Annotated in this window: 8 protein-coding genes; 3 read left to right on the top strand and 5 right to left on the bottom strand. The window is 71.9% G+C overall.

Annotated elements, in window-relative coordinates:
- The first annotated feature begins 148 nt into the window (after window positions 1-148).
- Window positions 149-2,575, top strand: a complete 2,427-nt coding sequence (locus ACWFRU_RS24860) for a penicillin acylase family protein (RefSeq protein ID WP_453690368.1) — start codon at window positions 149-151, stop codon at window positions 2,573-2,575.
- A gap of 138 nt (window positions 2,576-2,713) precedes the next feature.
- Complete coding sequence (locus ACWFRU_RS24855; RefSeq protein ID WP_453690367.1) at window positions 2,714-3,280, top strand: EF-hand domain-containing protein; 567 nt, start codon at window positions 2,714-2,716, stop codon at window positions 3,278-3,280.
- 61 nt (window positions 3,281-3,341) lie between these two features.
- Here the strand turns inward: ACWFRU_RS24855 and ACWFRU_RS24850 are convergent, their stop codons facing one another.
- Window positions 3,342-4,898: an acyl-CoA synthetase gene (locus ACWFRU_RS24850; protein WP_453690474.1), complete on the bottom strand. Its 1,557-nt coding sequence runs from the start codon at window positions 4,896-4,898 to the stop codon at window positions 3,342-3,344.
- A 58-nt stretch (window positions 4,899-4,956) separates the two neighbouring features.
- On the bottom strand, window positions 4,957-6,060 hold the full coding sequence (locus ACWFRU_RS24845) for an NAD(P)H-dependent flavin oxidoreductase (protein WP_453690366.1): 1,104 nt from the start codon (window positions 6,058-6,060) through the stop codon (window positions 4,957-4,959).
- Between the two features lie 186 nt (window positions 6,061-6,246).
- Between ACWFRU_RS24845 and ACWFRU_RS24840 the strand changes: the two genes are divergently transcribed.
- Window positions 6,247-8,070 (top strand): serine hydrolase, encoded by a 1,824-nt coding sequence (locus ACWFRU_RS24840; protein WP_453690365.1) that lies wholly within the window; start codon window positions 6,247-6,249, stop codon window positions 8,068-8,070.
- 14 nt (window positions 8,071-8,084) lie between these two features.
- On the opposite strand, the gene ACWFRU_RS24835 is transcribed toward ACWFRU_RS24840, so the two are convergent.
- The 3 genes from ACWFRU_RS24835 to ACWFRU_RS24825 all read right to left on the bottom strand — a co-directional run bounded on the left by ACWFRU_RS24835 (window position 8,085) and on the right by ACWFRU_RS24825 (window position 12,924).
- Window positions 8,085-9,635 (bottom strand): phytoene desaturase family protein, encoded by a 1,551-nt coding sequence (locus ACWFRU_RS24835; protein WP_453690363.1) that lies wholly within the window; start codon window positions 9,633-9,635, stop codon window positions 8,085-8,087.
- A 116-nt stretch (window positions 9,636-9,751) separates the two neighbouring features.
- Complete coding sequence (locus ACWFRU_RS24830; RefSeq protein ID WP_453690361.1) at window positions 9,752-11,989, bottom strand: tetratricopeptide repeat protein; 2,238 nt, start codon at window positions 11,987-11,989, stop codon at window positions 9,752-9,754.
- Window positions 11,971-12,924 (bottom strand): oxygenase MpaB family protein, encoded by a 954-nt coding sequence (locus ACWFRU_RS24825; protein ID WP_453690359.1) that lies wholly within the window; start codon window positions 12,922-12,924, stop codon window positions 11,971-11,973. The genes ACWFRU_RS24830 and ACWFRU_RS24825 overlap by 19 nt, the downstream gene beginning before the upstream one ends.
- Between the last annotated feature and the right edge of the window lie 24 nt (window positions 12,925-12,948).

Genomic DNA, 12,948 nt, shown 5'->3' with positions numbered 1-12,948 from the left:
CCAGGGTGAAGCGCTGCCAGGGCTCCAGAGACGGAGTGCGAACCCGACTCGTACGAGGTGCGAACCCGGCCCGTCGCACTACTCGATCAAGGGACATACCGCTTGGTACGCTCAACCGCCCCTTCCCTCACCTCTGTTGGGAGGCACCATGCGTGTGCGTACCCGCACCAGACGCCTCACGGCCCTGGGCATCAGCCTGTTGACCGCCGCGGCCTTCCTGCCGTCCTCCGCCGCCACCGCGGGCGCGGCGGAGGACCGTGACGTCCGCCCGTCCGGCGGCGGCCTGTCCGCCACCCTGCGCTACACCCAGTACGGCATCCCGCACATCCTCGCCAAGGATTACGAGAACCTCGGCTTCGGCACCGGCTGGGCGCAGGCCGCCGACCAGGTGTGCACCCTCGCCGAGGGGTATGTGACCGTGCGCGGGGAACGGTCACGCCACTTCGGCGCCGACGGCAAGCCGGACGGCTCGCTGTCCTCGGCGACCACGAACCTCGCCAGCGACCTCTACTTCGGCGGTGTGCGGGACACGCGCACGGTGGAGAAGCTCCTCGAGCAGCCCGCCCCGGCGGGCCCGAGCGCCACGTCGAAGAAGCTGATGAGCGGCTTCGCGGCGGGCTACAACGCCTGGCTGAAGCAGAACCGCGTCACCGACCCCGCCTGCGCGGGCGCCAAGTGGCTGCGCCCGATCACCGCCCTTGACGTGGCCCGGCAGGGCTTCGCCGTCCAGGTGCTCGGCGGTCAGGGGCGCGGCATCGACGGCATCACCGCCGCGCAGCCGCCGGGCGCCGACGCCCCGGACCGCGAGGCCGATCCCGAGCGCACGGCGAAGGCCGCGCGTGATCTCTTCTCGGCCGAGGACGCCGTGATGGGCTCCAACGCCGTCGCGTTCAGCGGGAAGACCACCGCGAACGGCAAGGGGCTGCTGCTCGGCAATCCGCACTACCCCTGGCAGGGCGGCCGGCGTTTCTGGCAGTCGCAGCAGACCATCCCCGGCGAGCTGAACGTCTCGGGCGGTTCGCTGCTCGGCACGAGCGTCATCAACATCGGTTTCAACGGTGATGTGGCGTGGAGCCACACGGTGGCGACCGGCGTGACCCTCAATCTGCATCAGCTCACGCTGGACCCCGCCGACCCGACCACCTACCTGGTGGACGGCAAGCCGGAGAAGATGACGAAGCGGACGGTCGAGGTGCCGGTCAAGAACGGCAGCCCCGTGACCCGCACTCAGTGGTGGACCCGGTACGGCCCGGTCACCACCGGCCTCGGCGCACAGCTTCCGCTGCCCTGGTCGGCGAAGACGGCGTACGCCCTGAACGACCCCAACGCCGTGAACCTGCGCGGCACCGACACCAACCTCGGCTTCGGCAAGGCCCGCTCCACCGACGGCGTGCTGAAGGCGCTGCGGGACACGCAGGGCCTGCCCTGGGTCAACACCATCGCGGCGGACCGCAAGGGCCACTCGCTGCTGAGCCAGTCGCAGGTGCTGCCCCGCATCACCGACGACCTGGCCGAGCGCTGCTCCACGGACCTGGGCAAGGTGACGTATCCGGCGTCGGGCGTGGCCGTGCTGGACGGTTCGCGGGGTGACTGCGCGATCGGTTCGGACAAGGACGCCGTGCAGCCCGGCATCTTCGGCCCGTCGAAGATGCCCACCCTCAAGGACGCGCCGTACGCGGAGAACTCCAACGACAGCGCCTGGCTGACCAACGCCGACCGGCCGATCACGGGCTACGAGCGGGTCTTCGGGACGATCGGCACGCAGCGCTCCATGCGCACGCGCGGCGCCGTCGAGGATGTCGCCGCGATGGCGAAGCAGGGCGGCCTGACGGTCGAGGACCTGCAGAAGCAGCAGTTCGCGAACCGTGCCCCCGCGGGCGACCTGGCCGCCGACGACGCGGCGCGTGCGTGCGCGGCGCTGCCGGGCGGCAAGGCAACGGGCAGCGACGGCAAGGCTGTTGACGTGCGCAGGGCCTGCGCCGCCCTCAAGGCGTGGGACCACGACATGGACACGGACAGCAGGGGTGCCCTGCTCTTCGACCGGTTCTGGCGCAAGCTGGTCGCCGCCGTGCCGAACGCGCAGCTGTGGAAGGTGCCGTTCTCCGCCGCCGACCCGGTGCGTACGCCGAACACCCTCGACACGGCCGCGCCGGGCTTCGCGACCGCGCTGGCCGACGCGGTGTCCGAGCTGCGCGGGGCGGGCATCGCGCTCGACGCGCCGCTGGCCAGGAACCAGTTCGTCGTACGCGGCGGGGAGCGGCTGCCCATCCATGGCGGCACGGAGTCGATCGGCGTGTGGAACAAGGTCGAGCCGGTGTGGGACGCGAAGGGCGGCGGCTACACCGAGGTGGCACACGGTTCGAGCCATATCCAGGCGGTCGGCTGGGACAAGAGCCACTGCCCGAAGGCACGCACGCTGCTCACCTACTCGCAGTCGTCCAACCCGAACTCGCCGCACTACCGCGATCAGACGCGGCTGTACGCCGATGAGCGCTGGGTGACGTCGCGGTTCTGCGAGAAGGACATCATGCGGGACCCGAAGCTGAAGGTGGTGAAGGTGCGCGAGCGCCGCTGAGGCCTCGTCCCCTGACCTCACCGAGGCCGGCCGGGAACGTCCTGGAAGGAGCCCCGCGCTCCCTGGGCGGACCCGGCCGGCTCCGTTAGAAAGGTGGGGCCGTCTCCAAAGGCGGGGACGTCTCTCAGGGGAGGATCCATGGTGAAGGCATCCGCGTTCCTGGACCGCAAGCTGTCCCGGAGGTTCGCGACGTACGACGACGACGGCGACGGGTTCATCGAGCGCGCGGACTTCGAGAGGTCCGTGGCCCGGCTCGGCGAAGCCTTCGGCCACGGCCCCGACTCCAAGCCGCTGTCGCGGCTGCGCGAGCTTTCCCTGGGGCTGTGGGAGCACCTCGCGCTGGTCGCCGACGTGGACAAGGACGGCCGCATCAGCGAGGCGGAGTACAAGTCCGCGTTCACGGCCGGGCTCCTGGAGACTCCCGAGTCCTTCGACGACGGGTACGTGCCGTTCCTCGACGCGATCATGGACATCGCGGACGCGGACGGCGACGGCAAACTGACCCGTGACGAGCAGGTGCGCTGGAGCGGGGCCCTGATGAACCTGCCGGAGGCGGACGCGCGCGAGGTCTTCGGACGCCTCGACTACGACACGGACGGCGCGATCGAACGGGAGGAACTCCTCGAGGCCATCCGGGAGTTCTACTTCGACGACGACCCGCATTCGGCCGGGTCATGGCTCCTCGGCCCGCTCGAAGCCCACTGACCGACCCCTCGCCCGGTCGGCACCGCGGCGCGGTGCCGGCCGGGCGGGCGGGGGTGTGTGGCTAGAGCGCCCGCTCCCGCCCCTCCCAGTACGGCTCCCGCAGGCGCCGCTTGTAGAGCTTGCCGTTCGGGTCGCGCGGCATGGCTTCGATGAAGTCGACGCTCTTGGGGCGTTTGTAGCCGGCCAGCCGGCGTTCGCAGTGGTCGAGGATCTCGGTGGCGAGCGCGTCGCCCGCCTCGTGGCCTTCGGCCGCCTCCACCACCGCCTTGACCTGCTCGCCCCACTCGTCGTGCGGGATGCCGAACGCGGCCGCGTCCGCGACGGCCGGGTGCGTGAGCAGCGCCGACTCGATCTCTGCGGGGTAGATGTTGACGCCGCCCGAGATGATCATGTCGATCTTGCGGTCGCGGAGGTAGAGGTAGCCGTCCTCGTCCAGGTAGCCGAGGTCCCCGACGGTGAAGAAGTCGCCGATGCGGTTCTTCTTCGTCTTGGACTCGTCTTTGTGGTACGAGAATCCGCCGGTGCTCATCTTCATGTAGACAGTGCCGAGTTCACCGGGCGGCAGCGGGTTGCCGTCGTCGTCGAAGACGGCGAGTTCGCTGATGGGCCAGGCCTTGCCGACGGTGCCCGGCCGCTTCAGCCAGTCCTGTGCGGTGGCGAACGCGCCGCCGCCCTCGCTGGCCGCGTAGTACTCCTCGACGCACTCGCCCCACCACTCGATCATCGCCCGTTTGACGTGGTCGGGGCAGGGCGCGGCGCCGTGGATGGCGTGCCGCATGGATGACACGTCGTACGCCGCCTTCGTCGCGTCCGGCAGCGCGAGGAGGCGGTGGAACTGGGTCGGCACCATGTGGGTGTGCGTGCACTTGTAGGTGTCGATGAGGCGCAGCATCTCCTCGGGCGTCCACTTGTCCATCAGGACCAGGGGGTGGCCGATGTGCAGGGCCGCGCCCGCGAACTGGAGGACCGCGGTGTGGTAGAGCGGCGAGCAGACGAGGTGCACGTTGCCGTCGAAGGGCTTGATGCCGAAGATGCCGAGGAAGCCGCCGAGGTAGGACTCCTCGGGGAGTTTGCCGGACAGCGGGCGGCGGATGCCGCGCGGGCGTCCCGTCGTGCCCGAGGTGTAGTTCATGACCCAGCCGAGCGTGCGGTCCGCGGGCGCCGACTCCGGTTGGCCCGCGAGGAGTTCGGGGTAGGGGCGGAAGCCGGGCACGTCGCCCACGGCGTACCGGTGCGTGGCCGGGAGCTTCGCCTCGTCGGCGGCGTCGGTCGCCGCCCGCGCGAACCGCTCGTGCGCGATCAGCACCTTCGCCCCGGAGTCGGCGACGATCCAGGCGATCTCGGGTCCGACCAGGTGGTGGTTGACCGGGACGAGATAGAGACCGGCCTGGGATGCCGCCAGATACGCGGTGAGGAACTCGACGCCGTTGGGCAGCACGACGGCGAAGGCGTCGCCGCGCTCCAGGCCCGCGGCGCGCAGCCCGTGCACGAGTTGGTTGGTCGCCGCGTGCAGGCGCCGCGCGGTCCACTCCTCGCCGTCGGGCGCGGTCAGGACCACGCGGTCCGGGTCCGCCTCGGCCTGCGCCCAGAAGCCGTTGGGGGGCGTGCTGCCCGGCATGCTGCTCATTAGGACCTCTCCTCCGTCTCGTCGGTCGTCTGTCGTCGGTCGTCAGGCGTCAGTCGCGTCCGGCGACGCGGTTCACGCGGTCGATGGCGCGCTCGAACCCGCTGGTCAGGTCGTCGAACACGGCCTGGACACCGCGTTCGCTGTTCATGCGGCCGACGATCTGCCCGACGGGTGTGCCGAGCAGCGCCTGGACCTCGTACTTCTGGATACGCGAGACCGCCTCGGCGACCAGGAGCCCCTGCAGCGGCATGGGCAGCGTGCCGGGTCCGTCCGGGTCGTCCCAGGCGTCGGTCCATTCGGTGCGCAACTGGCGTGCGGGCTTGCCCGTCAGGGCGCGTGAGCGGACCGTGTCGCCCGAGCCCGCCGCCAGGAGTTTCTCGGTGAGGGCCCGCGAGTGCATGTCGGCCTCCGTCGTGGTGAGCCACAGGGAGCCGAGCCACACGCCCTGCGCGCCGAGCGCGAACGCGGCCGCGATCTGCTCGCCGCTGCCGATGCCGCCCGCCGCGAGCACCGGCAGCGGCGCGACGGCCTCGACGGCCTCCGGCGTCAGGACCATGGAGGCGATCTCGCCGGTGTGGCCGCCTGCCTCGTAGCCCTGCGCGACGACGATGTCGATGCCCGCGTCGGCGTGCTTGCGGGCGTGGCGGGCGCTGCCCGCGAGCGCGGCGACCAGGACGTCATGGTCGTGGGCGCGCTGAATGACGTCGGCGGGCGGGGAACCGAGCGCGTTGGCGAGGAGCTTGATCGGGTAGTCGAAGGCGACGTCGAGCTGATTGCGGGCGACCTGCTCCATCCACCCGGTGATGCGCCAGCCGGACGCCTCCCCTTCGGCCAGCTCGGGTACGCCGTGCTTGGCGAGAGTGTCCTTGACGAACTGGCGGTGGCCTTCGGGGATCATCGCCTCGACGTCGGCCTCGCTCACCCCCTCGACCTTCTTGGCGGGCATCACGACATCGAGTCCGTAGGGCCGGTCGCCGACATGCTCCTGCATCCAGTCGAGATCCCGGGCCAGCTCGTCGGGCGCCGTGTAGCGGACCGCGCCGAGCACACCGAATCCGCCCGCTCTGCTGATGGCGGCGGCCACCGCAGGGAAGGGCGTGAAGCCGAAGATGGCGTGCTCGATCCCCAGTTTCCTGCTCAGGTCTGTCTGCATGGGCGCAGGATGCCGCAGCCGTCCGGACGACGGAAGAGAATTTCTGATGCAGTGTCAGATCTTTGGCGGGCGCCTGTGGTTGACAGGGCCGGGCACTGACATGAAAGTTTCAGCAGTCTCTTGTGATCCCGAAAGATAATTTCAGCCCGAACGCGTTCCAGGAGCGTTCCAGGAGGGAGCACGGTCATGGCCGAGGACAACGGGGCGGCGTCCGGCAGAGCGGCGTCCGGCGGAGCGGGCGGCGGACTGAGCAGACGCCAACTGGGCGCGCGCGTCGTGGCGTTGGGTGGTGCGCTGGCGCTGGTGCCGTTCCCCGCGGGCCCTGCCGCGGCGGCGGAGTCCGCGGCCGGGGCCAAGCGTCCGACGCTGCGGCCCGGCTCCCCCGAGCGCGCCGGGCTGCTCGCCGGGCACCTGCGGCAACTGGTGGCCGACGCCGAGCGGTTCCTCGACCCGTCCCCCAAGCACCCGTGGTACGCGGGCGCCGTCCTGCTCGCGGGACGCGGCGGCACGGTCGCCCTGCACCAGCCCATCGGCAAGGCCGTGCGCTACGCGGCGTACGACGAGAAGACCGACACCGGTGTCGAGCTGCCGGCCGACCGGCAGATCCCGATGGCCAAGGACACGGTCTTCGACCTCGCCTCGGTCTCCAAGCTGTTCACCTCGCTGCTCGCGGTGCAGCAGATCGAGCGGGGCAGGCTGGAGCTGGAGGCGAAGGTCGCCTCGTACCTCCCCGATTTCGGGGGCGCCGGCAAGCAGGACATCACCGTCCTTCAGCTCCTCACCCACACCTCGGGGTTCCGTTCCTGGATCCCCCTGTTCAAGGAGCCGACGCGCGAGGGCCAGTTGCGCCTCATCTGGAACGAGGCACCCCTCAACCCGCCCGGCACCAAGTACCTCTACTCGGACCTGAACCTGATCTCGCTCCAGCTGGTCCTGGAAGAGATCACCGGCCGCCGCCTGGACACACTGCTCCGCGACGAGATCACCGCTCCCCTCGGGATGCGCCGCACGCGCTTCAACCCGCCCGCTTCCTGGCGGCCGAAGACCGCCGCCACCGAGGACGCCCGGCTGCCCTGGTCGGGCCTCGACCGCGGCATGGTGTGGGGCGAGGTGCACGACGAGAACGCCTTCGGCCTCGGCGGGGTCGCGGGGCACGCGGGGGTCTTCTCCTGCGCCTGGGACCTCGCGATCCTCGGGCGCACGCTGCTCAACGGCGGGGTGTACGGACGCTCCCGCATCCTCACGGACGCGTCCGTGAAGCTGCTGTTCACCGACTTCAACACCGCCTTCCCCGGGGACGAGCACGGCCTGGGCTTCGAGCTCTACCAGCACTGGTACATGGGCGCGATGGCCACTCCGCGCACCGCGGGCCACACCGGATTCACCGGCACCTCCCTCGTCCTCGACCCGACGACCGACTCGTTCCTCGTCGTCCTCGGCAACTCGGTCCACCCGGTGCGCAGTTGGCGCTCCGGCTCGGCCCCCAGGGTGGCCGCGGCGAACCGCATGGCACGCGCCGTCCCGGTGCGTCCCGAGCGCGGGCGCACCGCGTGGTTCTCCGGCATGGCGAACGCGGCGACGGCCACCCTGACCCTGCCGCCCCTCACCCTGGCCACGGACCGGGCGAAGCTGCGGTGCGAGCTGTGGTGGGACACCGAACCGGGTTCGGACACCCTGCGCCTGGAGGCCTCGCGCGACGACGGCACGACATGGCAGCCGGTCCCGTTCACCACCGAGCACCGGGGGGCGCCCCCTCGGCAGCACCCCGACGGCACGGCGTCCGGCTGGTCGGGGCGCGTCTGGCACCGCCTCGCCGCGGACCTCTCGCCGTGGCGGGGCGAACGGGTCAAGCTGCGCTGGCGGTACGCGACGGACCAGCTCTACGTGGGGCGCGGCGCCTACGCCGACGGGCTGCGGGTCGAGGACGGCGCCCGTACGGTCTTCGACGAGGCACGGCCCGCCGACGCGGCCCGTATCGAGGCGGTCGGCTGGGCCCCTTCGGCCGACTGAGGTCGGGTCGGTACCTACTCCCCCAGCGCGGCCATCGCGGCGTTGTGCCCGGGGATGCCGCTGACCCCGCCACCGCGCACGGCGCCCGCCCCGCACAGCAGGACGTTCGCGTGCCGTGTCTCCACGCCCCAGCGGCCGGTGTCCTCCTGGGCGTAGGGGAAGGCGAGGTCGCGGTGGAAGATGTTGCCGCCGGGCAGGCGCAGGTCGCGTTCCAGGTCCAGCGGGGTCTTGGCCTCGATGCAGGGGCGGCCTTCGGCGTCGGTGGCCAGGCAGTCGGCGAGCGGCTCGGCCAGGTGCGCGTCCAACTGCGCCAGGGTCGACTTCAGGAGTTCGGCGCGTACGGCGTCGTTGTCCTCGGCGAAGAGACGGGCGGGGGTGTGGAGCCCGAAGAGGGTGAGGGTCTGGCAGCCGCGCTCCACGAGTTCGGGGGCGAGGATGCTGGGGTCGGTCAGGGAGTGGCAGTAGATCTCGGAGGGCGGCGCGGCGGGCAGCTCGCCTGCTGCGGCCTGCGCGTACGCGGCTCCCAACTCGCCGTAGCCCTCCCCGATGTGGAAGGTCCCGGCGAAGGCCTCGTGCGGGTCGACCGATGAGTCGCGCAGCCTCGGCAGCCGTTCGAGCAGCATGTTGACCTTGAGCTGGGCGCCTTCGGCCGGGGCGGGCGGGGCGTCGCCGACGAGGGCGGCGAGCTCCTGGGGTGAGGCGTTGACCAGGACGTGCCGGGTGGCGACGGTGGCCTCGCGCTCAGCGGTGCGGTACGTGACCTCGGCGCTCTGTCCGTCCGACTCGATGCGGGTGACCTCGTGGCCGGTGGCGAGCTCGGCGCCCGCCGCGCGGGCCGAGGCGGCGAGGGCTGCGGTGAGGGCGCCCATGCCGCCGACGGGCACGTTCCAGTCGCCGGTGCCGCCGCCGATGACGTGGTAGAGGAAGCAGCGGTTCTGCCGCAGGGACGGGTCGTGGGCGTCGGCGAACGTGCCGATGAGGGCGTCGGTGAGTACCACCCCGCGCACCAGGTCGTCGGCGAAGCACTCCTCGATGGCGGCGCCGATGGGTTCCTCGAACAGGGCGCGCCAGGCGGCCTCGTCGCCGATCCGCTCGCGCAGGGCGTCGCGGGTGGGCAGGGGCTCGGTGAGCGTGGGGAACACCTGCTCGGCCACGTGTCCCGTCATCGCGTAGAACTCCCGCCAGGCCTCGTACTCACGCGGCCCGCCGGTGAGCCGCTCGAACGCGTCCCTGGTGCGCGCCTCGCCACCGCCGACCAGGAGTCCCGTCGACGCGCCGTCGCGTTCCGTCGGTGTGTACGAGGAGACGGTCCGGGTGCGCACCCGGAAATCGAGGTCCAGGTCCCTGACGATCTTCCGCGGCAGCAGGCTGACCAGGTACGAGTAGCGCGAGAGCCGGGCGTCAACACCGGCGAAGGGGCGGCTGGACACGGCGGCGCCCCCGGTCCCGGAGAGCCGCTCCAGGAGCAGGACGGAACGTCCGGCGCGGGCGAGATAGGCGGCGGCCACCAGTCCGTTGTGACCACCGCCGACGATGACGGTGTCGTATCGATCGCGAGGAGACATAGCCCTTGGTAACACGTTCGCGCGCCGCGCGGTGAGAGCGTCGGCTCCCCTCGGCCGACTCCTGCGGGCGCGTCGTGGCTGGTCGCGCAGTTCCCCGCGCCCCTTCGGGGCGCTGCCTAGTGGCCCCCAGTAGCCCGCCGCTGGCGCAACGCCGCCACCCGGCGGTAGAGCTCGACCGCCTCCGTGCCGCGGCCCAGCTGCTCCAGACAGTGCGCCTCGTCGTTGCGGCTGGCCAGGGCGTCGGGGTGGTCGGCGCCGAGTACCTGCTCGCGGGCGGCGGCGACCCGGCGGTACTCGGTCAGGGCGTCGGCCCAGCGGCCGAGCCAGCCGAGACCCACGGCCACCTCGCGGCGGCTCACCAGGGTGTCCGGATGATCGCCGCCGAGGACGCGTTCACGGATCGCGCAGACGTCGCGGGCCTCGGCGAGGGCTTCCTCCCAGCGGCCCTGGCGGCCGAGGTTGACGCCGAGGCCGTGCCGGGCGCGCAGGGTCTCGGGGTCGGAGGGGCCGTTCACCCGGGTGCGGTCGTCGATCAGGTCGCGGTACAGCTCCAGGGCCTCGCCGCTGCGGCCGAGCCTGCCGAGGCTGATGCCCACCTCGTAGCGGGCGGCGAGGGTGTCGGGGTGGTCGGCGCCCAGCGCCCGCACGCGCGCGTCGGCGACCTCGCGGTACGTCTGGAGAGCCTCGGGCCAGCGCCCCAACTGGCCGAGCGCGTAAGCGACTTCGTATCGCGTGACGAGGGTGTCGGGGTGCGTGGCGCCGAGGACGCGCGCCCGGGCTGTCGCCACGTCGCGGGCCAGCTTGTAGGAGTCCTCCAGGCGGCCGAGCCTGCTGAGGTTGTATGCCAGGTTGTGCCGGCAGCGCAGGGTGTCGGGGTGATCGGGGCCCGCGGTCCGCTCCCGGACGGCGAGGACCGACGTGTAGACCTGGTGGGCCTCGAAGTGCCGCCCCAACTGCCCCATGACGTAAGCCATTTCCTGCCGCGCGGCCAGCGTGTCCGGGTGCTCGGGGCCCAGCGTGCGCTCCCTGCCCTGGGCGACGCGGCCGTACTCCCGCAGGGCGTCGGCGGCCCGGCCGGTGCGGCTGAGCGTGAAGCCCACCTCGTACCGGCTGGCGAGCGTGTCCGGGTGGTCGGGGCCCAGCGCGTGCTCCCGCTCGGCGGCCACCGCGCGGTGCACCTCGCCCGCCTCCGCCCACCGGCCGAGGCGCCCGAGGCTCAGGCCCGCGTTGTGCCGGCTGACGAGGGTGGCGACCACCTCGGGTGACGGTGTGGGCCGTTCGGGCCGGGGCGGGGCGGCGGCCCGGCGCGCGTCGGCGCGCGGAATCCATTCGCCGGTCAGGCCCGCCGCCGCGTCGGGCGGCGTCGTCCGCAGTTCGGAGGCGCCGTTCGCCTTGTGCCCGGTGGTCATGCCGCGGGTCCACGAGGGCAGCCGGGGCTCGCGCGAGGGCGGCTGCTCGGGGCGGCGCACGGACGGGGTGACGACGGTCGGGATGTACGAGGGGACCGTGCGGCCGGTGACGATGCGGCGCCCCAGTTCGCGTGCGTCGCCGGGGCGCTCGTCCGGTTCCTTGGCGAGCAGGTCGAGGACGATCTTCTCGAAGTACTCGGGCAGCTCGTCCCGGTGCCTGCGCGGCGGCTCGGGCGGCGTGTCACGGTGGCCGACGAGCACCGCCCAGGCGTCGTCCAGGTCGAAGGGCGGCGCCCCGGTGGCGATCTCGTAGAGCACGCACCCGAAGGAGTAGAGGTCGCTGCGCTGGTCGACCTGGGCGCCGCTGATCTGCTCGGGCGACATGTAGTGGGGCGTGCCCATCGCGATGCCCGTGCCGGTCAGGCGCGAGGTGAAGCCGATGTCGTGGCCGAGCCTGGCGATCCCGAAGTCGCAGATCTTCACCGTGCCGTCCGTGAGCCGCATGATGTTCGCGGGCTTCAGGTCGCGGTGCACGATGCCCTGCTCATGGGTGTACGCGAGCGCGGCGGCGACCTGGTCGGCGATCTCCACGACGTCCGCGACGGGCAGCGGATGCTGTTTGTTGTCCTCCAGGAGCTGACTGAGGTTGCGTCCTTCGAGCAGCTCCATGACCAGATACAGGACGCCGTCGTGCTCCCCGAAGTCATGGACGACGGTGACGCCGCGGTGCTGGAGCGCCGCCGCGACCCGTGCCTCGCGCCGGAAGCGCTCGCGCAGCACACGCGTGAAGGACTGGTCGTGCTGGGGCCCCATCGGCTTGAGGCACTTCACGGCGACCCTGCGCCCGAGTGACTCGTCGCGGGCACGCCACACCTCGCCCATGCCGCCGCGCCCGATCAGGTCCAGTAGCCGGTACCGGCCCTGGATCAGCCTGGTGTCCGCCATCTCCGTCCGTCGCCCCCGTTGCCTAGCCTCGCCCTCCCCGGCTCGTCCAGTATGGCTGTCCGACTGTCGAGTTTGTACGGGGCAGGCCGGGCGCCGGGCCCGAGCCTGGCCATGGCCCGCAGAATGTGCTTCGGGGGAAGTTGCCAGCGTAGACGTGCGGGAACGGTGCGCAGGATGGTGCCGGTGGTGCCGAGCCGCCGGGTCACGGTGGCGGGCGGCGGGGCCGTCCTGCCGTACAGCTCGTGGGCGTACGGCGGCAACGAGGCGTACGCGAGGTTCGCCACGCGCCGCCACAGGAGGGCGCGCGCCGGGATCAACAGGGGGTGCGTCGGCGGCCGTTGGAGGAAGTCGTCGACGTCGCGCGCCTCGGGCCCGGCGGCCAGTTCGGGCCGCACGCGCTCGAAGTACGCGGCGAGCTCGGCGGTCGAGGCCGGTACGCCGTCGGGGTCGAGGCCGACGAGCCGGGCGCTCTCCCGCTGTTCATCGACATACCGGTCGGCGAGTTCGCCGGTGAGCCGGAACCCCGACCGGCGCGCGACGTGCAGATAGGAGTCGATCTCGGCGCAGTGCACCCACAGGAGCAGCTCGGGCTCGTCGACGCCGTACCGCTCCCCCGTGCCGGGATCGGTGGCTTTTATCATCGTGTGGATCTTCCGCACGCGTGCGCCCGCGTGCTCGGCGACCTCGGTGGTGCCGTACGAGATGGTGCCCACGAAGTTGGCGGTCCGCATGAGGCGGCCCCACGCGTCCTTGCGGAAGTCGGAGTTCTGCATGACGCCGCGGACCGCGCGGGGGTGCAGCGCCTGCAGATACAGGGCGCGGATACCGGCGACCCACATCATCGGGTCGCCGTGCATCTGCCAGGTCACGGACGAGGGGCCGAAGAGCCCCGGGTCCGGTGCGGTCGGGCGTTCTGATGAGGATGCCTCGCGCATACAACCACCTCCTGGCCGCAGGCT

Source organism: Streptomyces sp. NPDC055099, assembly GCF_053607685.1.
This window is presented reverse-complemented; position numbering and strand designations above follow the sequence as displayed.